Below are 22,114 nucleotides of genomic sequence, written 5' to 3'. Positions count from 1 at the left end.
GCCCCGATCGCCGGTTCGATGGCCATTGGAGGCAGCACCGGACACGGCAGGACTTCGGGAAGATAGCAGGACGCCGTAGCCCCTAGCACGCCCCTCCGGATTGGGGGCGCGAGCGGGTACTTGCATTTCCCAGCAACTAATTTACCTTAGTGCTGTATCACTGCCCAAACAACTACCGTTTGGACTTCCACTGTTCTTCCGAGGAAATCCATGTTCTCTGCCTCCATGCTCCGCACAGCCGCCGTGCTGGCCCTCCCGATGCTTGCCGCCGCACGCCCGCTGCCTGAGGCCAAGCCGCATGTCATCGACAAGGCCCATAGCGAAATCAACTTCGTGGCCGACTCGCGCATGCTCAGCGCGCACGGCTACTTCGGCAAGTGGGACGCTGATGTGAAGATCGACGCAGCCAATGCCAGCGCCTCGTCGGTTGCCATCACCATCGACGCGGCCAGCATCAACACCCGCGTGGAGATGCGCGACAATCATCTGCGCAGCGCGGACTTCTTCGATGTGGCCAAGTATCCCACCATCACCTTCAAGTCGGTGAGCGTGACGTCCACGGCCGCCAACAAGGTGAACGTCGTGGGTGACCTCACGGTGCGTGGCGTGACCAAGCGCATCACCGTGCCGGCGACCGTGGTGTTCTACGAAAAGGGCGCGGGCCGCTTCCGCGGTCAGTTCACGTTGCTCCGCAAGGATTTCGGCGTGACGTACGACAGCGCCGTCAATCCCATCGAGAACGAAGTGCAGGTGCAGTGGGATATCGCGCTCAAGGAGCCGGAACCGGTCAAGTAAGGAACAGCGTTCCCACGGATGACACGGGAAAGCACGGAAACCACGCGGAAAAAACTTCATTGTTTGATCCGTGTGGTTTCCGTGCTTTTCAGCGCAATCCGCGGCAAAGTCGTTCGTCTGGCCTTCTCATGCCCTGACGGAAGTAATGCCAGCCGCCGCGGCCGCCAGCGTATCGCCGTTCTGCACCAGCGATACCCGGAACTTGCCCCGCCCTGCGTCACCAAAGGCGATGCCGGGCGTGACCACCACACCCGGGCCGGCCATCAGGGCGTCCACCCACTCCCAGTCGCCAAAGCCCTGCGGTACGTCGAGCCACAGGTACATCGTGGCGGCCGGTGAACTCACGTTCCATCCGCCCTCGCGCATCGCGCTCACCAGGCGATCACGACGCGTGCGGTACTCGTTCACAATGGGCGGTACCAACTCGGCCGCATGCGTAAACGCCGTGGCACCGGCCAACTGCGACAGCGTGGACACGCCATAGCCGATGTTGGAGCGGTAGGCGTCGAGACGGGCGATGGCTTCCTGCTTGCCCGCCACGAACGCAATGCGCACGCCGGCCATGTTGAAGCTCTTGCTGCAGGTGTGCATCTCCACCGCCACGCGCGACGCGCCGGGCACCTGCAGCACGCTCGGTACCACGTACCCGTCGAACGACAGCTCGCTGTACGCCAGATCCGACAGCAGCAGAATGTCATGCTGCTCGGCAAACGCCACGTACCGCGCCAGTTCGTCGAGCGTGACCGAAGTCGTGGTGGGATTGCCCGGGTAATTGATGATCATCACCCGCGCCCGACGTGCCTGCTCCGCCGAGATCGCGTCGAGATCGAGCCGCCCGTCTGGGAGGAACGGTACGAACACCGGCTCGGCACCAGCCAGCAGGGTGGAGCGCGCATACACCGGGTAGTAGACCTCCGGCACCAGCACCACATCACCCGGTTCGGCGTGCGCCAGCACCAGCTCGGCGATGCCTTCCTTCGAACCGGCCAGCGCCAGCAACTCACGCGACGGATCCACCGTCACATTGAATCGCGACTGCATGTATCCGGCCACCGCCGTGGTGAATGCCGGATGCGCCTGAAAGAACGGATAGCCGCTGAGCGCGCGATCAGCCGCCACACGCTGCATGGTCTCCACCACCACGGCCGGAATGGGGCCATCGGGGCTGCCGATGCCGACATCGATGAGCGTCTTCCCGGCCGCGCGATGCTTGGCGCGACGAGCGTCGAGTTCGTAGAAGACGTAGGGCGGGATGTTGGAGAGCGTGCGCGTCATGCCCCAATCTAACCAACGACTACGGCGCGCTTACAACAGGGACACGGGGTCGCGATCCACGATGAGCCTCAGGTCGGCCGTGCGACGCGCCTGATCAGTGCCCACCGGCGCCCGCTCGGCGAGATAGCGCGCCAGACGCGTGAGCAGTCGCGGCTGCGGTGCTTTCACCAGGAAGTGCCAACGCCAGCGGTCCTTGATGCGATCGATGGGACACGGCGCAGGCCCCACGATGGACACGCCCGCGATCGCGTGCTTCTGCAGCAGCGCGCGCATCCAGTCGGCGGCGGCGATGGCCGCTTCGGACACCAGATGTTGATGCGTGCCGCTGATCACGACGTTGGCCACACCCACGTACGGCGGATAGGTGGGCATGCGTCGTGCCTCGAGCTCTTCCTGCACAAACCCGAGATAGTCATGCGAGAGGGCATGCCGCACGGCGTGCGCATCAGGCAGGCGCGTCTGCACGATCACGTCGCCGCCCTTGGGACCACGCCCTGCACGGCCAGCCACCTGGCTCAGGAGCTGAAACGTGCGCTCCGACGCGCGAAAGTCGGGCAGATTGAGCCCTGTGTCGGCATCCACCACACCGACCAGCGTGACATTGGGGAAGTCGAGTCCCTTGGCGATCATCTGCGTGCCAAGCAGGATGTCCACCTCACCGCGTCCCACCCGATCGAGAATCTGCGTGTGTGCCCACTTGCCACTGGTGGTGTCCACATCCATGCGCGCGATGCGGGCATCAGGGAAACGCTCGGCGACCAGACGCTCCACCTGCTGCGTGCCGAGTCCACGTCGACGGATGGACTCGGTGCCACAGTGAGTGCATGTGGTGGGCACGCCTGTCTGATACTGGCAGTAGTGGCAGATCAGCGCTTCGGGCACACGATGATACGTCAGCGAGATGCTGCAATGCGGGCACACCTGCACGTCGCCACAGGCATGGCATTGCATGTAGGCCGCATAGCCACGGCGATTGAGCAGCAGCAGCGACTGTTCGCCGCGTGTCATGCGGGTCTCGATGGCGGCGAGCAGCGCGGGGCTCAGCACGCCGAGCATGGGATCGTAGGGGGCATGCGGCGCACGCGCCGCGCGCTCGATCTTGGTCACGGCACGCATGTCCACGAGTTGCACCGGCGGCAACGAGGCACCTCCGGCGCGATCGGGCAACGAGAGCCGCGTGGCCAGTCCGCGATCGGCACGCTCCCAACTCTCGAGACTGGGTGTGGCGCTGCCCAGTACCACCAGTGCGCCTTCGGCACGCGCGCGCACGATGGCGGCTTCACGCGCGTGATACCGTGGTGTCTCGGCCTGCTTGTAGCTGCCTTCGTGCTCCTCATCGACGATGACGACGCCCACCCGCTCGAGTGGGGCGAACAGTGCGGAGCGTGCGCCAACGGCAATGCGACGTTCGCCACGACGCAGTGACTGCCAGGCATCGAGGCGTTCTCCGTCGCTCAGCCCCGAATGCAGTACGGCCACGTCATCGCCAAAGGCCCCGCGGAAGCGGTCCACAGTCTGCGAGGTGAGCGCAATCTCCGGTACGAGCACGATGGCCGTGCGTCCGGGTTGGCGCAGCACGGCACGCAGCACCTCGATGTACACCAGCGTCTTGCCACTGCCGGTGATGCCGTGCAGCAGGAACACCTGCCCCGGATCGCCAGCGAGGATGGCATTGATGGCGCCGCGTTGGGCTTCGCTGGGATTGGGCGGCGGCGCCACACCGGCGCGGTTGGCGAACGGGTCACGTTCGACCACTTCCTGCTTCACTTCTACGATGCCGCGCTTGGCCATGGCGGTGATCACACCAGCCGAGCAGTTGGCCTGCACGAGCAGGGTGTCGAACGGCGCCATGCCACCCTGCGCCTCGAGCAGGTCGTACACCACGCGCTGCTGCTTCGCGCGGGCGAACATCTGTTCGCGCTGCAGGAGTGAGGGGAGCTCCTGCACCAGTCGCACGACGCGCTGCGTCTTGGCCGTGGGGGATGGTGTCTTGGTCTGTGCGAGCAGCGTGGGCAACATGGCCCGCACGGTCAGGCCGATGGGCGCGGCGTACCAGTCGGCAATCCACCGCGCCGTCTCGATGAGAGGCGCGGGCAGCGACGGCTCGGTATCGACCACCGCGGCGATAGGCTTGAGACGCACGCCCTCCGGCGCCTCACCGGGCCCCAGGCAAATGCCAATCTCCTGGCGATTGCGGAACGGCACCAGCACGCGGCTGCCCACCGCCACCGGCCACGCGATGCCCTCGGGAACCGTGTAGCTGAACGTGCGAAAGAGCGGGACCGCGAGTGCGACTTCGATGCAGCGCGGAGTGTCCGGGTCAGTGCCCGGCACGGCGTGTCACACCGAGACCCGGCGCATCGCCGAGCACCACACGTCCATCGGGAATCCCAGGGCCGTCGAACGGATCGTCGGAGAGTAGCGCGGCACCATCGAGGTCGGCGTCGTCGAGCAGCGGCGAAAAATGCGCGGCGGCGGCGATGCCCAGCGTCGTCTCGATCATGCAGCCACACATCACGCGCATACCGTGCGCACGCGCCACGGCAATCATGCGCAACGCTTCACGCAGCGAGCCGCACTTGGCCAGCTTGATGTTCACGCCGTCGACAATGCCTTCGAGCTTGGGGATGTCGCTGGCCACGAGGCACGACTCGTCGGCCACCACCGGAATGTTCGAGCGCTCCCGCACGAAGCGCAGCCCTGCGAGTTCCTGTGGCGGCAACGGCTGCTCGAGCATGTCCACACCCACCTCGTTGAGCACATCGAGCATGCCCAGCGCCTGCTTGGCGGTCCAGGCGGCGTTGGCATCGACACGCAGCTGCGCCTTGGGCGCTTCTTCCCGCACGATGCGCAGCACTTCGCGGTCCCACGAGGAACCCAGCTTGATCTTGAGCAACGGATAGTGCGCCGCCTCGCGCACGCGGGCACGCAACGTGGCGGCATCGGGCGCGATACCAATGGTGAAGCTCGACAGCGGCGTGGCCTTCGCATCGAGTCCCCACAGCTTCCAGAGCGGCACACCGAGGCGCTTGGCCGCAAGGTCGTGCAACGCGGCACTCACCGCACACCGCGCGGCCGCGTTCCAGCGCATGGCCTTCTCCAGTTCACGCTCGATCGCCTCGATGGACCAGGCGTCGGCGCCCGCGAGCACCGGCGCAAAACGCTGCACCGCCACCATCACCGTGTCGGCCGTTTCGCCGTAGTACTTGCTCGGCGAAGCCTCACCCCAGCCTTCGGCGCCGTCGGCATCGACGACACGCACCCACACCACCTGATACTCACTCTGGCCACCCCGTGCGATGATGAACGGGTGTTTGGTGTGAACCGTGACGATTTCAGCGTGCAGCTGCATGGAAAGCGCGAGTCGGAGTGAGGGGCAAACGCGAGACGGGGATCAGAGCGGTGTCAGGCCGGACGCCCGAGCGGTGCGCGCATTGCGAAAGTCCACACCGCCGCTGCCGGCGAGGAACTGCACCAGCGCGTCGGCCAGCTCGAAACCACGATCGTAACGATCGGCGGCCTGTTTGCTGAGACACTTCATCACGATGGCACTGAGCGTGGCCGGCACGCGGGTGTCCACCTGGTCGGGGGCCACGGGTGCTTCGTGCACATGTTTGTAGCCCACCGCGTACGAGTCCTCGCCGTCGAAGGGCGGATGCCCCAGCAGCATCTCGTACAGCAGGAGGCCCACGGCATACAGATCGCTGCGGCCGTCCACCAGCCGCCCCATGGCCTGCTCGGGCGACATGTAGTGCGGCGTACCCATGGCGCGGCCGCTGGCCGTCAGGCGTCCATGAAAGCGCGCCGTGGCAATGCCGAAATCGGTGAGCGCCACATTGCCGTCTTCATCGAACAGGATGTTGTCGGGCTTGATGTCGCGATGCACCACCCCGTGGCGGTGCGCATAGTCGAGCCCGCTGGCCACCTGCACCGCGATGGACGCCGCCGTATTGGCGCTCACGGTCTTGCGACGCGACAGGAGGTCGGCCAACGAACCGCCGGCGTAATACGGCATGGCCAGATACTCGATATCTCCCGACGTCCCCATGTCGGCGATGGCGCAGATGTACGGATGCACCAATCGCGCTGCCGCTTCGGCTTCTCGGCGGAAGCGTTCGCGCATTTCCGCTTCCTGAGCCAACGTGCGATGCAGCACCTTGATCACCAGCGGGCGTCCGAGCACCGCATGCCGCGCGAGATACACATGCGCCATGCCGCCGCTGCCCAGACGCTTCACCACCGTGTAGCGATTGCCGGTGGCACGGCGCAATTCGCGCAACTCTTCATCGGGGATGTCGATGGGTGGCGCCGACACCTCGGGAAGCAGCGCACTGCACCGCGTGCACTTGGCAGCAGCAGCCCGGTTCCAGGTCCCGCAGTCAGGACAGAACATCGCGCAACAGTAGGGGGAAAGGTCGGTTGGTGCCGTGCAACGCCATCACAACCAGCGGCGCCACCGCAGGTAGAAAAGTAGCAGGCCGCCCAATCCCAGCTGCACAACGAGCAGCAACCAGAAGCCGTGGGGCCATGCCGAGAGCGGGATATGGGAGAAGTTCATGCCCCACATGCCGCTGACCACCACGAACGGCAGCGACATCGTCGCCACCACCGAGAGGGCCTTGGTGGTGGTCCCCAGACGATTGGAGACCTGGGTGAGGTACGAGTCCATCGTGCTGCTCAGCAGTTCGCGATACGTATCGAGCGCGTCGTTGATGCGCAGCACGTGATCGTAGATGTCCCGGAAGTAGATCTGCACTTCCGGCGTAAGGAGCGTGCTCGGCCTGTTGGTGAGCACATTCATGACTTCACGCGAAGGCGCGAGGTATCGCCGCAGTGACAGCACCAGCCGCTTCACCTGAAAGAGATCGCGCAGCGCGGTGTCGTCGAACTCCACGAACACCCGCTCCTCGAGTCCGTCGATGAACGCATCGATCTGCTCGAGGATGGGGAAGTAGGCGTCGATCGTATCGTCGAGGATGGCGTGCAACACACGCTCCACTCCACGGTTCAGCAGATCGGGCGTGCGGCGGATGACTTCCGAGATGCGGTCGATGGACTCCATCGGCCCCGCATGCACGGTGACCAGGTAATGCGGCCCGAGAAAGCAGTACAGGTCCTTGGTCTCGAGGTCGTACGGGTCATCGGTGCCCGAGGCCAGCGACACGCCGCGGATGATGATGAACAAAAAGCCGTCGTACTCTTCGAGTTTGACACGGGAGCTCGGATTGAGCGTGTCTTCCACCGCCAGCGGGTGGAAGTGGAACACCTTCTCCAGCAGCGCGTGCTGGGAACGCACGGTCGAGTCGATGTCCACCCACAGCGGGCCGCCTTCGGTCAGCAGCTGCGATACTTCGCGCGGATGGCAGTCGATGACATCCCGACCACCCGGTGCACGATACACGGTGCGCGGTAGCGGATCAGGGCGATTCGGATCCGACGTGGGCACAATGCGCGTCACAGTAACGCCTCCACATGCACCATCACGGCCTGCGCCACGGCGTCTGGTGCGTATCCGCCCTCGAGGGCGCTCACGAGGCGTCCGCCACACCAACGTTCGGCCCGCTCCACGAGGTCGCGCGTGAGCTGGTGCACGTCGTCGAGCGTGAGCGTGAATGCGCCGAGTGGATCGCCCTCCAGGCAATCGAAGCCGGCACTGAGAAGCACCAGGTCCGGTGTGAAGCCGTCGGTGGCATCATCGATCGCCTTCAGCAGCGCGTCGCGATACTGCGCCGGTGGCAGCGAGGGCGGCATCGGTACGTTCCATACATTGTCGTGTGGTCCACGATCATCCGCCGCACCCGTGCCCGGATACCACGGCCACTGGTGCATGGACACGAAGTGGATGCGCGGTTCGTGCTCGACCAGCGCCTGCGTGCCGTTGCCGTGATGCACATCCCAGTCGATGATGAGCACGCGTTCACAGCGGTGGTGTGCAATGGCGTAGTGCGCGGCGATGGCCACATTGCCGAAGAGGCAGAATCCCATGGCCCGGTCGCGCAGCGCATGGTGTCCCGGCGGGCGCACCGCACTGAAGCTGCGCACCGCACGTCCGTCAAAGGCCATGTCCACGCCATCGAGCACACAACCCGCACCGGCTGTGGCCGCGTCCCACGAACCTTCGCTCACCACCGTATCGGGATCGAGACGACCACCACCCGCCTGCACGAGATCATGCACCCGTGCGATATAGGCGCGATCGTGCGCGAGGGCGATTTCGTCGACGGTGGCATGACGTCCCTCGATGTGCTGCAAGCTTTCGAACAGGGCCTGCCGCTCCCGCAGCGCGCGGGGAATGGCCCGCAGGCGCCCGACGTGCTCGGGGTGTTCCCACCCCGTGTCATGACGACCGCAGTCGGAGTGCGAGATGAGGGCGACGGAGGCGGGTCCCGCAGATTCGGTCATCGATGCCCAGCGGCGGGGAAGGAGCTAGCGCAGTCCGCGCAGGCGCCGCGACGCCCATTCAGCAAGCAGCGACACAGCGGCCAGCACATAGAGTATCGCCGGCACCTGTCCCCCGAAACCACGCCCGGGTGATGTGTGGCGCGCGGTGGGCGGCGCCGAGTCGATGGGCGGGCCGGCCAGCGCCACCAGGTCGGCATGGGGAGCCACGTCGCCGGGCCATGCAGCGATGTCCACCGAGGGAGCACTGCCACCGTCTGGAACGGTGAGCGCCAACAGGCGCCCCCACCAGCGCGCATGGTCGCGCAGGCCATCGTCGGTGCCTTCCATGCGCCAGCGCCAGCTCTGCCGGTAGGCCGACGCCACCACACGCCCCGCCCCGATGCGCCGCGCCGCCACCACGACCTCGTCGTGCCCGTGTGATCCAGCATCACGAAGGACGGGCTCGGCATCGGGCGTCAACGCGAGCTCCCACGCCTCGAGCCCCAGACGCGGTGTGGGCGTGAGCAACGCGCCGGCCGTGGCGCTGCGTACCTCAGTGGCCCGCGCCGGGCGCAGCGCGGCGAGTGAGGGCACCCGAAGCGCATCGCCGGAGAGCAGCACGCCTCCACCCTGCTGCGCGAACGCCCGCAGCGCGTTGCCATCAACCGCCATGCTGTCCAGCACGACCACGGCCGCGTAGCGCGCCGTATCGAGGCGCTGCGGCGAACCCACCGTGGACACCCCAGTGGGCGAAATGCGGAGACTGCCGTCCACCGCCCATCCCGATTCTTCGAGCGCGGCAATGGTGAACTTGCTCTCCCATCCAGGGAGCGCGATGACGAGCACCCGCTTGGGTGTGCCCGCTTCGACCAGACGCTGCGATGCCGTCCCCGAACCGGCGATGACCTGCACCGGCGCAGTGAGTGATGCAATGCGCCACCCCTGCACCGTTGGTGTTGCCTTGTCGCCGGCTTCGAGAGAGTCGAGCAAACCACCGGCATCGCGCAACGCGATCGGACCCGCAGCAGGCCGGCTCACGCGCACATCGAACGCGGCGCGCGGGGTGGCGTCGCGGGTCACCGAGAGCGCCATCCCCGCAGCACCGGTACGGTCCTCCCAGCGCAGCGGCAGCCCAGACAGCTGCATTGCGCCGATGGCCGCTCTCGTGGATGGCGACGGCAATGCTGTGAGCGGAAACAGCAACGTGTCGCGCATGGCACGGGGATCGCGCACGGTGCGGGCGAGTACGCCCTGCGCATTGGACGTTGAATCCGTCGCGTCGGTCAGCGTGATGGTACGCCAGGCGCTCCCCGCATCGGCCGAACGATGCGCGACGAACGCCATCGCCACGCCTGCGGCCAGCGCCCCGAGCGCAATGGTACGACAGATGCGTTCGAACACCATGCGCACACGCATGCTGGTGTCAGCGGGTGAGCGCATACACCACCAGGTTCACGCCGAACTTCGTGTTGTCGATGGACAGGAAGCGCTTGTTGTCGGGGTGAAAGCTCCACTCCGAGCTGTAGTCCTTGTTGGAGTACAACACGCTGATGCGTCCATCGCGCAGCACGGCATCGAGATGTTCGTGCACGAGGTTGTCACCCCACCCGTTCATTTCGTGCGACGTCGTGGGCGGCCCATCCTCGAACTTGAAGAAGCAGCGATAGAGCTCGTGATTGTTGGGCAGCGGCGTCAGCGGGCCGGCCACGCGGCGGATCTCCTCGCGCACCGTCTTGTGAAACGCGCCGTCCACATCGTGGTTGTGATCGTCCACGAACAGCATGCCACCACGCGCCAGATAGCGCGTCAGCACTTCCGATTCACGCGTGGTGAATCGCACCGGCAGGTGTCCGGTGAGATACAGCAGTGGATACTGAAACGCCGCTTCAGAAGCGAGTGGTACGATGACTCCCTGCGGTCGCACGGGCAGCGATGTGTAGCGCGCTACCGAGTCGATCACGTTAGCCGGCACGAGCGGCGCCGAGTCCCAGTCACCGCTTTCGTACTGGGCGGTGGCGAACACAAAGGGTTCGGTGGCGGTGGGAGGGATCATGGCGGCAACACCCGCGACCAACGCCCCACCGTGGCGCGCTCCACGTTGCCCAGGGTGCGACGGGCGTCGACCAGCAACGGCGTCAGGTCCTCACCGCGCTCCAGTGCCGTGAGCACGCGCCCCAGCGACTCGGCAAACGCCGGTGCATCACTCAACGACTCCACACGCAGCAACGCCAGCGAGTCGCGCGCGGCACCCTGACGGGCCGCCACGATGGCCGCATCCCCACCGGCCGTCGCCAATGACTGGGCGATGGACACCAACCGGGCATCACGCTCGGCATCACGACGCGGCAACGCCGATCGCGTGGAACGCTGCGTCATGAGCCCCGTGTCCTTGCCCACGAGGCGCACCTTGGCGATGTCGATGATCACCTGTGGTGGACGTCCACGCAGATACACACGGGACGCCGCGCGCGACCGTTCAATGGCTTCGAGCGCGAGACGCATGGGCGGAATGGCACCATGCGGGTCACCCTGCTCGAGCGCACGCCCGGCGTCCCACATGGCGTTGTACGCTTCCAGCAGTGGCTTGTTGATCGCCACCACTGGCGAGTCGTTGCCCTCCTCCAGCATGCCGGTACTGCTGGCGCTGTTCACGCCCAGCTTGCCGCCCTGCTGATCAACGCCATGATCGTGACCGTCGCCGGCAAAGTGTGCGTGCTCTGCGCTCGACTCACCGGACAGGCGCTGAAAGATCACGTCACCCACGGCCAGGCGCAGACGGGCCTGATCGCGGGCCAGCTTCTGCGATTCGCGCACCACGTCGGCGCGCACCATACGGCGCTGCTGCTTGTCGAGCTTCTCGGTGAGCATCAGCAACATGCGCTGACTGAGCAGCGACTTGTCCACCTCGGGCGGCGGCGCGGGTTCCACGGCCACCGAGTCGTACTCATTGGGCTTGGCGATGCGAAATACGCGCGTCTCGCTGCTGCCCAGATCACGCGACGGCGATGGATGTCCGTCACGCGCCACGGCGCGCAGGTGCACGATATCGCCGGGGATCAGCTTGAGGGTGGCGATGTCGAGCGTCCCCCGTACCGTGGCCTGTCGCTGACGGGCGCTGGTGGGCCATGTGGTGGTGCCCACCGAGACGGTGCGCACCGTGAAGCGCTCGCCTTCGCCGGAACTCACGATCAGCTCGAACGCGGCGCGTGTGAGACCGATGTCGTCACGCGCCGATGCCGCCAGGGCCAGCGTGCCACGTGCCTCGCGAAATACACTATCGCGTACAGGCGCATCGAGTGACACCGAGGGGATGGTATCCGCGTGTCCCTCGATCACCAGCAAACGACTCTGTCCGGCGCGCGACACCTGCAGCGTGGTGGGCGCGCTGTCGGCCAACACGCGCGCACTCCAATTCCCATCGCGCGACTGCGCCGCTACCGGCTGCGTGATCGGTGAGGACGGTCTTCCCGTCAGTACATCGGGCGCTGCACCCTCGCCCTGCAACTCCACCACACTGCCCGCCAGCGCCGACACCGTCGCCACATCACCCAGCGTCTGAGCGCTCCCGCCGGCGTAGGCGGGTGGTGTGATGCGCACACGCCAGGCGCCCAGTGGCGTGGGTGCATCGGCAGCATTCGTTTGCGTACCGGCAATGGCTTCACGCACCCGCGCGGGCACCACACCCTGCCACACCGAAGACACCGACAGCACCACCGTCGCCGCGACCGCAAACAGCAGCGGGCCACGCCAGGCACTCCATCGCAGCTGGGCCAGTGCGTCACTCACCGGTGCGCGCTGCAGGATCTGCAACGACGCCTGTGCGAGTGGGGTGCCCTCGAGTTCCGTCGCCGACCCATCCGCGTGCTCCACCAACGTGACCAGGGCAAAGGACGGTGGTGTCGACAACCGCTCCTCCACCCACAGTGCGGCGATGGTACGTGTTGGCGCATGACGCGGTCGCACACGCCACCAAGCCAACGCGCCGCCAAGCAGCGCGGCCACCGCCAACCATATCGGCTGCGCACTCCCCGACGTGGATGCCCCACCGATTGCTGCAAGCACGGCACGCAACGTGATGGCCGCAGCAAGTGCCACACCAGCCGCCACCAGGAGCGTCCTCACCTGCTGGGCACGCACAAGTGCCGTGCGCACGTCGTCGACACGAGCGATCAGCTCCCTCACCGACGACGCCCTCATGCCGTCATCTCGCGCCGCCGCAGCACCTGCTCGGCGATCAGCAGGCCAAGTGCGACCACAAGCAACAAGGGCGTCAGCCACCATGGCTCGCTGCGCTCGGACGCGGCGCCCGCGCTACGGAATGCGCGGGCTTCCGCGACCTTTGATGCGCTGCTGTCCTGCGGGGCCACCGTCAGGGCGGCAGTGGACAACAACGCGCCACCGCACGGTGATATCAGGGCCTCGCGCACGCCCGCCGCGGCCGCGCCCTGCAGCACGTCGCTTCCACTCACCACCGGCAGGTACACGGCGCGCGCGCACCCCGTGGCGGTCGCGTGTTCGGTAGCCACCGTCTCACCATCGCTCCACCACACGATCGGCGTATCTGCGAGCGCGCTGTCCGGTTTCCACGCGAACGCGCGGATGAACGGCGCGACGAGCGCCACTTCTCTTGCGGCCACACCACCAATGCTGTCTGCGCTGATGAGGTGCTGCCACGCGGCCGGCGCGCCAGTGTTTGGCCAATGGACCACGATGGTGTCCCGCGCATCTCGTGTGGAATCCATCACCGAGTCCCGCACGATCACCACAGGTTGCGCGCTGCGCATGCCGGCAAAGGCCGCCACCACCGGGTCGTCGTCCAGCGACGTCTGCACCACGACAGGAACACGCGACGGCAGGTCCGTCGGATCAGCGATCGTGTCTCCACGCGCGGTGTGCGACACCACATGCACCGCGCCCGGCCACGCGCTGCGCCAGGTCTGCCAGCCGCGTGTGGAACGCACGTGCGACGGCACCACCACGGTGAGCGCCACCTGCTCCACCGCGCGATCGGCATTCGCAATGCGCGCCGCCTCGCGTTGCGCAGCCACCAGCGCAGCTCCGGGGTCGGTGTGCACACCAGTCGCCCAGACCGCCATCACACGTTCCGCGTCAGCCGATGTACCCACCGATGTACCAGCCGATGCGTCTGCCGACGCCACTGCCCGCGGCCACCACGCCGCCGAATCACTGCGAAACGCACTGTCGGCCACCACCAGATGCACGCGCGCCGGACCACCACCGTCGCAACGCGCGCCGGCAAGTGCCGCGCCGGCCAGCAGCAACGCGGCTACGCGCAGCGCCAACAGCAACAAATCGTTGGGCCGGGGACGGCGCGCCACCGCACGCGCATCGCCCGCCTCCACAAAACGCGCCGTGGGCAACCACAAGGTGGGAGGCTGCCGCACTGACAACAGATGCAGCGCGGCAATCGCCAGTGCCGCCACCGCCGCCATGCCCATCACCCACGGCGTCCCGAAACTCAGCACGATCCGGTACCCACCACCACCGCACGCACCGCGCGCGCGGGCTCGTTACTGGTGTGCACCTCCGTGTACCCCGCACCAATCGCCCGCCAGCGCTGACGCGTCGCGTCGCGAAACTCGGCGAACGCCTTGGCATAGCCCGCGCGGTCGCGAGCGGGCAGCACCACACCGGCCTGACGGGACTCCGCCGATTCGGGATCACGCACCAGATGCGCACCCGCTGGCAATGCCAGCTCTTCGGCCGCGATCACGTGCACACACTCGAACTGCGCGCCTGCCGCGGTCAGCGCCGACGCCGCGCGCAACAACGCATCCTGATCGCCGAGGCAATCGGTGAGACACACGATGCGCGCGTTTGGCGACAGCGCTGCGATGGAGGGTGTCAGCGCATCAGCACCACCACACGACACCCCCTCGAGCACGCGCGCAATTTCCGGCACCGTGCCGCGTCGTGTGCGCGGTGGCACACGGGACACACCGGCCGCATGCGACACGATCACACCCACCGGATCACTCGACGCATGCACCACCGCGGCCAGACCGATCGCCACCTCGCGCGCCAGACGGAACTTGCTACGCGAAGAGGGGGAATCATCGGGGAATGCCATGCTGGCGCTGCCATCCACCACGATCCATGTGGTGAGCAGTGCGCGATCATCGCTCAGCTTGATGAACGCGCGGTCGCTGCGCCCCAGCAGTTTCCAGTCGAGTGCACGTGGATCGTCGCCCTGGCGATACAGGCGATACTCGGTGAACTCACCGGCCGTACCGCGCTGGGAAGAACGATGCGTACCGGGCGGCGCAGCGCCCACCGCACGGCGCGCGGGCCATCGCAGCCCGCGCACGGCGTCGAGCAACGCGCCATGTCCCGTTCGGTTCTCGCCTGCGGCGGACATCGAGCTGGCCTACGGCTGCCGAGTGCGACTAGAGCGCCGCAGCGCTCGAAGGCGCCGGCACATGCGACAGCAAGGCCTCGATGATCGGCTCAGCCGACACGCCGTCGGCTTCGGCGGCGAAGTTCGGCAGAATGCGATGCCGCAATACCGGCATGGCGACACGCCGGATGTCGGCCGGCGACACCGCCACACGTCCGGCGAGCAACGCCGCGGCCTTGGCGCCAAGAATGAGCGCCTGTCCAGCGCGCGGCCCTGCGCCCCAGCGCACGTAACGCGACACGATGGGCGGCACATCACTCTCCTGCGGACGCGTGGCGCGCACGAGCCGCGCCGCATACTGCAGCAGCAGCTCACTGCACGGCATCGCACGCACCGCACGCTGCAACGCGATCGCTTCGTCCGCCGTGAACACCGGCTTGATCGGCGCGCCGCGCGTACCGGTGGTGGCGCGCAGGATCGACACTTCTTCCGCTTCCGTGGGATAGCCCACCCGGATGTCGAACAGAAAACGGTCGAGCTGGGCCTCGGGCAGCGGATACGTGCCCTCCTGCTCGATGGGATTCTGCGTGGCCAGCACGAAGAACGGCTCCGGCAGACGCATCGTCTGTCCGGCCGCCGTCACGCTGTGTTCCTGCATGGCTTCGAGCAGCGCGGCCTGTGTGCGTGGCGGAGCGCGATTGATCTCGTCGGCCAGCACGATGTTCGCGAACACCGGCCCCCGCACAAAACGGAACGCCCGGCTGCCACCGCCGCTCTCTTCCAGGATCTCCGTGCCGGTGATGTCGCTCGGCACGAGGTCTGGCGTGAACTGAATGCGGCGGAACTCGAGTGCCATCGCATCGGCGAGCGACTTGATCATCAGCGTCTTGGCGAGACCGGGCACGCCCACCAACAGGGCATGTCCACCCGCCACCAGCGCCATCAGGATCTCGTCCACCACCATGTCCTGCCCCACCACCCGCTTGCCGATCTCGGCGCGCAACCGCTGTACCGACGCCACCAATCCGTTCACGTCGATCGTGTCACTCACCGCACGGGGCGCCGCCGCCGCGACGTGAGAAACAGCGTCGAGGCATTGAGAGCGCCCGCCTGCTGCAGCGTGAGCCCTTCGTTGAACACCTCGGCGCCGCGCAGCTTCACCAGGTACTGCTCGTGATGCTCGATGTCGGGGAGCAGGTCGGCCATCGCGGCCTGCTTGATCGCCCGCACGGTGGTATCGGGTGTGCACTCCACGCGTACCGCATCCCACGCTTCAGCGGCCTGCACACGCAGCGTCCACACCACCGCCGCTCCGGCCGGCGCGAGCGTCAGCGTTTCCGGTCGTACACGCAGCGTGTTCGGGAATCCGATCGACGTGCTGCTCACGACGCACTCTCGGGCAGCAGCGCGGGCGCCGCTTCGGCAACCGGTGCAACCGGCGGCGCGGGCGGGAGCGAGTCGAGGAAGCGTGCGATCTGTTGGTCGAACAGGTAGCTCGAGCCACTCACCGCCGTGCCGGCATCGGTGACCCGCGCCGCGATGGCGATTTCTTCGCCACCCTGTCCGCGCAGCACCACATGCGACGGCCCCTGCTTCTCCAGGAACGCGGTGTAGATGCCACCACCACGGGCGAAGAAACGCGTCGCGGCGGTAAGCACCTCGGCGACGCTGAGAGACGTGAGCTGCTCCTGCAGCTGGCGAGACGATTGCTGATGCATGACGTCAGGTCCGCGGAATCGGGAAATCGTGTGACGGAAACGCAGGTGCGCTGGAGAGGGAAAGCAGCCGTGACCCGCGACCACGCGCAACCGGGGTTACGCGTGACCGGAGAACACGGGAAACACCACCGTGATCGACTGGGCACCGGCGGGATCATCGCGCCCGTCGTCGAGACGGAGATCTCCACCCAGGCGCGCCACCAGCGCCTGCGCCATCGGGAGGTCGGCGGCGGTCACCGACTGGCGCACGGCAAGGTACGGATCGTGCGCCTCGAGTGACAACGCATCGTCCCGTATCCGAAGTATACGCGAGGACGCAGGGAGAGGTTGGTCCGCGGTGGGCAGGATCGGGCGCCCGTCCCAGCTCACGGTGAGGGACAGCGAGTCCTGTCCCGGCGAGATCGCGATCCGTACCACACCGCGCTCGGTGGTGGCGCCCAAGACCCCGAGCCCCACAACGAGCTCGAGTGCCCGCTGCAGCAGCACGGCACGCGTGCGGATGGTGGGTAGCAGCACGGGCGGCTCCACCATCTGAACCGAGATCGACGGAGCCACACGACGCCACGATGCCACCGCGGCCTGCACCGCCACCCGTGGATCGATGTCTTCGCCGTCCCGCAGCAAGGCCGACCCATCGGCCATCGGTGTGGTGACGGCGGCATACTCGCGGGCCACACGGGCCAGCGAACGCACCGCGGTGAGGCGCATCATGGCATCGCGTGCATTCGTCGCCGCTGCGGACGCTTCACCGCCGGCCACGGGCGCGGTGAGTGCGAGCATGGCGTCGAGCACCAGCGTTTCCACTTCGCGGCGATCATCCTCAGCCTCGCGCCAGGCCTCGGCGCGGGTCTCCAGCTCCGCATTGGCATCAGCCAGTGCGGCGTTGGCGCGCCGCAGCGCATCGAGACGACGCGCCTTGTCGGTTGCGGCCGCCATCTGATCGGCCACCAGTCGCACCAGCGAACGCTGTTCGTCGCTCAAGCTGGTGGCATCGGTGAAGTAGAACGCCACCGCTCCGATCGGGCCTTCCGGCACCTCCAACGGCGCCGCGATGATGGAGCGAAAGCCCAGCTCCTTCGCCACCTCGTGCCAACCGCCCAGCGTGGGGTCGGCAAACAGGTCTTCCACTTCCACGAGGCGCCGTTCGGCGACCGCCAGGCCGGACGGCCCGTCACCCACCCGCACGCGCAACGCGCCGATCCACGAACGATGTGCCGCCGGCCATTCATGCTGAGCCACTGGCCGGAGGAGCTCACCGTCAGCGCCCAGCTGCATTACCAGCGAGAACGAGGCACCGAGCAGCGGCGTGACCCGCGAGAGCGCGAACTGCTGCACATCGCTGGGATGTTCAGCCACGAGAAACGCATGGGCGATCTCGCGCACGGCGAGCAGGTCACGTCCATCCATCAGCAAGCCGTCCGGTCGGTGAGGGAGAGCAGTGTCAGACGCCGGGACGCGGGCGCTTCGGCGACAGCGGACGCACTTCGAGACGGTGCACCAGCATGTGCTGCGGTGTGGTCACCGCGAAGTGCACGGCGTCGGCCACGTTCTCCGGCTCCAGCATCCACGTGGTGTTCGTGCCGGCCGGGAACAGGTCGGTGGCCACCGAGCCCGGGGTGATCACGGAGACGCCCACCCCGGCATCACGCACTTCGAGCATCAGCGATTCGGCGAAGCCCATCACGAAATGCTTGGTGCCCACGTAGCAGGTGCCGCCCACGAACGTGTTGCGCCCGGCCGTGCTGCCGATGATGCACACATGTCCGGCACCGCGGGCCATCATGCCCGGCAGCACCGCACGTGTCACGTGATAAAGCGCGTGCACGTTCACATCCACCTGATGGTGCCACTCCTCGGGCGTCGTTTCCATGAACGGCTTGAGGTGCGCCACGCCGGCGTTGTTGATCAGTACATCCACATGCACATCGCGCAACGCGTCGGCCACCGCCGCGAAGTCGGTGATGTCGAGTGCGATGCTGCGCACGCGTTCACCGATCACCGCACACTCCTCGGTGAGGCGCTGCAGACGTTCGAGGTCGCGCGCCACGAGAATCAGGTCATGTGTGGCGGCAAGGCGCAGCGCAATGGCGCGGCCAATGCCACGCGAGGCGCCGGTAATCAGGGCGACGGGACGGTTTGAGGCAGTCATGCCCCCAATCTATGGCACGAACCCGCAGCAGGAGAATCAGAAGCCCCCGCTGACCGCAGTCACCGGGGGCTTCGTTGTACCGCACCAGCACTCAGGTCACGGCGTGGCGCCGCAGCCCGTTACTACCGTGCACTTGGGGTCGAGCGGCGGCAGCTTGAGTCGCGTGAGCTCGGTGTTCACGGCCGTCAGGTCGGTCTTCCACACCTGATCGAGCGTGCGCTGGTAGCCCGCCAGCTCCTTGGTGAGGATGTCGAGGATCTCCGGCATGTACGTGCCCGGCGTGCCGTCACCGCGTTCGGCCATCGCCAGCAGGTTCGCCAGACGATTGTTGACCTTGATCGGGAAGTTGAGCGGATCCTGCCCGCTCTGGTTCTTCACCTGATACACGTTCTCCTCGACGGCCGACGCCTTCGTACGCAGCGTCTCGCCCTTGCCCTTGAGCGCGGCGTCCTCGTTGGAACGCTTGAGACGGTCGGTGAGCTGCTCCTTCACGCGACGGATCTCGATCACCGCGCGCTGTGCCTCGTTGGTCTTGTCGCGCACCTTCTTGCCAAACGCATACTGCGCGCGCAGATCGGCATCAGTGACGTCGGCAATGAGCGGACTCCGGCGAATGGAGAGCGGAGCCTTGAGCTCCTGCCCATCCGCCGTCAGCCGCACACTATAGCGGCCCGGCGGCAGCGCGGGGCCAGCGGTGCCTGCGCCCCAGAGAATCATCCCCGGGAAGCTTTCGATACCCGTCGACCGCAGGTCGAAGGTGAAGCGCGACAGACCAGCCGTGATCGGGAACGTGGCCGTGGTGCCACGGCGTCGTCCGCCCGTCGCACCCGCCGTCGCGGTTGCCGTGTCGCCCGTGTATTCCCGCACCACCGCCCCGGTGGAATCGAGGATGGCCAGCATGGCCCGCTTCGGCTTGGTGGCAAAACGCCAGTTCAGCGTCACGCCGGGCGACGAGCGCAGCCCCGTCACCGGTGCATACAGGTGCGATGTCGCCGCCTGAACGGCCGGTGTGGCCTGCCGCAGCGGCGTGATGTTGTCCAGCACCCAGAAGCCGCGGCCATGCGTACCGATCACCAGCTCGTCGCGTTCCACGATGAGGTCCGCCACCGGCACATCGGGCAGGTTGAGATTGAGCCGCTGCCACTGCGCGCCATCGTCGTACGAGATGTACACGCCATGCTGTGTAGCCGCGTACAGCAGACCGCGGCGCGTGGGATCCTCACGCACCGCGTGCACGTAGTCTTCGGCACCCAGGCCATTCACGATCTTGGTCCACGTACGACCGTAGTCCGTGGTCTTGAAGATGTACGGTGCCCGATCGTTGAGCAGCGGACGACGCACCGACATGTACACGGTGCCCGCATCATGCGAAGACGCATCGAGCTGCGAGACACGCCCAAAATCCGGCATGTCCTTCGGCGTGACATTGGTCCAGGTCTTCCCGAAGTTGCGCGTCACGAACACCAGTCCGTCATCCGAACCCGTGAAGATCGTATTCACGTCCTTCTTGCTCGGCCCTACCGAAAAGATCGTCCCGTACACTTCGGGACCATTCATGTCACCGGTGATGGGACCGCCGGACTTCTCCTGCGTTTCCGGCGCGTGGCGGGTGAGATCACCGCTCAGGTTCATCCACGTACGGCCGCCGTCGCGCGTGCCCCACAGACGCTGCGACGACACGAACAACAGCTTGGGATCGACCTGTGAGAACAGAATGGGGAAGGTCCACTGCCAGCGCTCACGGATTTCCTTCGACGGCTCGCCGGAATAGAACCAGGGATACGGATTCACTTCGCGCGAGAGCCCGGTGCGCTTGTTGAACTTGTCGACGTATCCACCGTTGTTGGTGCCGGCGTAGAACACATCGAGATCGAGCGGATCGGGTGCGATGTACCCCGGCTCACCACCGCCCACCTGATACGACACCGCCACACCACCCTGCGCCTCCTGACCCGGCGCAGCATTCTGCCGCCCCATGTTCCAGTTCATCGGCGTGCACAACGTGCTGTTGTCCTGCTGCGATCCGCAGACATGAAACGGCACGTGCTTGGTGGTGATGACGTGATACCACTGCTCCGTGGGGAAGTCCTGCGCGGTGTAGGCCTTGCCGCCATTGAACGTCACCGTGCCGCCACCATCATTGCCGGCCACGAGGTGCTCCGCATCATCCGGATCCACCCACAGATCATGCCAGTCCGCATGGCTGCCCTGGCCAATGCTCGTGATGGTCTTGCCGGCATCGTCCGATCGGAAGAACGACACGTTCTGGATGTACACCCGATCGGCGTTCTTGTGATCGGCGTACAGGTGCGTGTAGTAGAACGCGCGCTGACGGATGTTGCGGTCACTGTTCATCAGTGTCCACGTGGCACCCGCGTCGTCGCTCTTGAACAGGCCGCCGTTCTCGTTTTCGATCAGCGCGTACACACGATTCGGATTGGCCGCCGTGACAGCCACTCCGATGCGCCCGACCAGACCCGATGGCAACCCGCTGGCGCGCGTGATCTCCGTCCAGGTATCGCCGCCATCGGTGCTCTTGTAGAGACCGGAGCCCGGGCCACCCGACGACATCTGATATTCCTTGCGATACGCTTCCCAGAGTGCCGCATACAACACGCGTGGGTTGGTGCGATCCAGCACGATGTCCACCGCGCCGCTGTTCGCATCCTTGAACAGCACGCGCTTCCAGGTCGCACCACCATCGGTGCTCTTGTACACGCCGCGCTCTTCACTCGGCACACTGTACTTGCCAAGCACCGCCGCAAAGACGATGTCGGGGTTGGTGGGATGCACGCGGATCTTCGAGATCGCGTCCACCGTGCGGAAGCCGAGGTGCTTCCACGTCTTGCCGGCATCGCTGCTCTTGTAGATGCCATCACCCGGCATGATGTTGCCGCGAATCGCACTCTCACCCATGCCGATGTACACGACATCCGGATGCGACTCGCTCACCGCGACCGCGCCCACGGATGCGCTCGTGATGTGACCATCGGTGACGGGGAACCAGTTCTCGCCACCGTCGGTCGTCTTCCAAAGACCACCGCCCGTTGCTCCGAAGTACGCCTCGTTCTTGCGTCCCTTCACACCGCTTGCGGCGATCGAGCGGCCACCGCGGTCGGGGCCGATGTTGCGCCAGCGATACTGAGACAGGAACGCCGAGTCCAGCGTGACAGGCGCGAGGGCTGGGCGTGGCGCAGCCGCCGTGGAGGTGGTTCGTGCCGGGGGTTGAGCCGCGGGCTTGGCCGGCGGTTGGACGAGCGCAGCAGCGGACAGTGCCAGGGGGAATACCAAAGGCACGGCCAGCCACGCGAGGGTTCGCGAAGCAACCATGGGAAAAACGGTGAGGGGCGGGGAGTGAACAACGTGTCTACGTTGTCCGCTTCCCGCCCCTCTCGCAACTGATGCCGCTTACGGTCGCTTGCCCCGCACGGCCTACGT

Annotated in this window: 18 protein-coding genes; 1 reads left to right on the top strand and 17 read right to left on the bottom strand. The window is 66.4% G+C overall.

From position 1 onward, the window contains the following. The first annotated feature begins 210 nt into the window (after positions 1-210). Positions 211-795: a YceI family protein gene (locus tag VGE27_RS08520; protein WP_331049226.1), complete on the top strand. Its 585-nt coding sequence runs from the start codon at positions 211-213 to the stop codon at positions 793-795. A gap of 126 nt (positions 796-921) precedes the next feature. Here VGE27_RS08520 and VGE27_RS08515 read toward each other — a convergent pair whose 3' ends face one another. The 17 genes from VGE27_RS08515 to VGE27_RS08435 form a co-directional block, all read right to left on the bottom strand. Then, complete coding sequence (locus tag VGE27_RS08515) at positions 922-2,070, bottom strand: aminotransferase class I/II-fold pyridoxal phosphate-dependent enzyme (protein ID WP_331049225.1); 1,149 nt, start codon at positions 2,068-2,070, stop codon at positions 922-924. 30 nt (positions 2,071-2,100) lie between these two features. Then, a complete protein-coding gene (gene priA, locus VGE27_RS08510; RefSeq protein ID WP_331049224.1) occupies positions 2,101-4,404 on the bottom strand; it encodes a replication restart helicase PriA in 2,304 nt (767 codons plus the stop codon). After that, positions 4,391-5,422 (bottom strand): dipeptide epimerase, encoded by a 1,032-nt coding sequence (locus VGE27_RS08505; RefSeq protein ID WP_331049223.1) that lies wholly within the window; start codon positions 5,420-5,422, stop codon positions 4,391-4,393. The genes priA and VGE27_RS08505 overlap by 14 nt, the downstream gene beginning before the upstream one ends. Positions 5,423-5,464: 42 nt before the next feature. After that, positions 5,465-6,385: a serine/threonine-protein kinase gene (locus VGE27_RS08500; RefSeq protein WP_331049222.1), complete on the bottom strand. Its 921-nt coding sequence runs from the start codon at positions 6,383-6,385 to the stop codon at positions 5,465-5,467. 123 nt (positions 6,386-6,508) lie between these two features. Further along, positions 6,509-7,528, bottom strand: a complete 1,020-nt coding sequence (gene corA / locus VGE27_RS08495; RefSeq protein ID WP_331049221.1) for a magnesium/cobalt transporter CorA — start codon at positions 7,526-7,528, stop codon at positions 6,509-6,511. After that, positions 7,525-8,472 (bottom strand): histone deacetylase, encoded by a 948-nt coding sequence (locus tag VGE27_RS08490; RefSeq protein WP_331049220.1) that lies wholly within the window; start codon positions 8,470-8,472, stop codon positions 7,525-7,527. Before VGE27_RS08490 ends, corA begins: the two co-directional genes overlap by 4 nt. 24 nt (positions 8,473-8,496) lie before the next feature. After that, positions 8,497-9,891 (bottom strand): hypothetical protein, encoded by a 1,395-nt coding sequence (locus tag VGE27_RS08485; RefSeq protein WP_331049219.1) that lies wholly within the window; start codon positions 9,889-9,891, stop codon positions 8,497-8,499. Continuing rightward, the gene (locus VGE27_RS08480) at positions 9,875-10,504 is read right to left on the bottom strand and encodes a DUF4159 domain-containing protein (RefSeq protein ID WP_331049218.1); all 630 of its coding nucleotides are present in this window, start codon (positions 10,502-10,504) and stop codon (positions 9,875-9,877) included. The genes VGE27_RS08485 and VGE27_RS08480 overlap by 17 nt, the downstream gene beginning before the upstream one ends. Then, positions 10,501-12,648: a hypothetical protein gene (locus VGE27_RS08475; RefSeq protein ID WP_331049217.1), complete on the bottom strand. Its 2,148-nt coding sequence runs from the start codon at positions 12,646-12,648 to the stop codon at positions 10,501-10,503. The genes VGE27_RS08480 and VGE27_RS08475 overlap by 4 nt, the downstream gene beginning before the upstream one ends. Continuing rightward, positions 12,645-13,937: a hypothetical protein gene (locus VGE27_RS08470; RefSeq protein ID WP_331049216.1), complete on the bottom strand. Its 1,293-nt coding sequence runs from the start codon at positions 13,935-13,937 to the stop codon at positions 12,645-12,647. The genes VGE27_RS08475 and VGE27_RS08470 overlap by 4 nt, the downstream gene beginning before the upstream one ends. After that, complete coding sequence (locus VGE27_RS08465; RefSeq protein ID WP_331049215.1) at positions 13,931-14,830, bottom strand: DUF58 domain-containing protein; 900 nt, start codon at positions 14,828-14,830, stop codon at positions 13,931-13,933. The genes VGE27_RS08470 and VGE27_RS08465 overlap by 7 nt, the downstream gene beginning before the upstream one ends. Before the next feature lie 28 nt (positions 14,831-14,858). Further along, positions 14,859-15,860 (bottom strand): MoxR family ATPase, encoded by a 1,002-nt coding sequence (locus VGE27_RS08460; RefSeq protein WP_331049214.1) that lies wholly within the window; start codon positions 15,858-15,860, stop codon positions 14,859-14,861. Then, positions 15,857-16,195, bottom strand: coding sequence for a hypothetical protein (locus tag VGE27_RS08455; protein WP_331049213.1), 339 nt, complete (start codon positions 16,193-16,195; stop codon positions 15,857-15,859). The genes VGE27_RS08460 and VGE27_RS08455 overlap by 4 nt, the downstream gene beginning before the upstream one ends. After that, entirely contained in the window at positions 16,192-16,527 is a 336-nt protein-coding gene (locus tag VGE27_RS08450; RefSeq protein WP_331049212.1) for a hypothetical protein, read from the bottom strand. The genes VGE27_RS08455 and VGE27_RS08450 overlap by 4 nt, the downstream gene beginning before the upstream one ends. A gap of 96 nt (positions 16,528-16,623) precedes the next feature. Then, positions 16,624-17,934, bottom strand: coding sequence for a GAF domain-containing protein (locus tag VGE27_RS08445; RefSeq protein WP_331049211.1), 1,311 nt, complete (start codon positions 17,932-17,934; stop codon positions 16,624-16,626). Positions 17,935-17,968: 34 nt separating this feature from the next. Further along, entirely contained in the window at positions 17,969-18,676 is a 708-nt protein-coding gene (locus VGE27_RS08440) for an SDR family oxidoreductase (RefSeq protein ID WP_331049210.1), read from the bottom strand. A gap of 96 nt (positions 18,677-18,772) precedes the next feature. Continuing rightward, positions 18,773-22,006, bottom strand: a complete 3,234-nt coding sequence (locus tag VGE27_RS08435) for a WD40/YVTN/BNR-like repeat-containing protein (protein WP_331049209.1) — start codon at positions 22,004-22,006, stop codon at positions 18,773-18,775. Positions 22,007-22,114: the final 108 nt, after the last annotated feature.

Source organism: Gemmatimonas sp. (assembly GCF_036405635.1).
Classification (GTDB): Bacteria; Gemmatimonadota; Gemmatimonadetes; order Gemmatimonadales; family Gemmatimonadaceae; genus Gemmatimonas.
The sequence above is the reverse complement of the archived record's forward strand: the minus strand, read 5'-3'. Positions and strand labels throughout refer to the sequence as shown.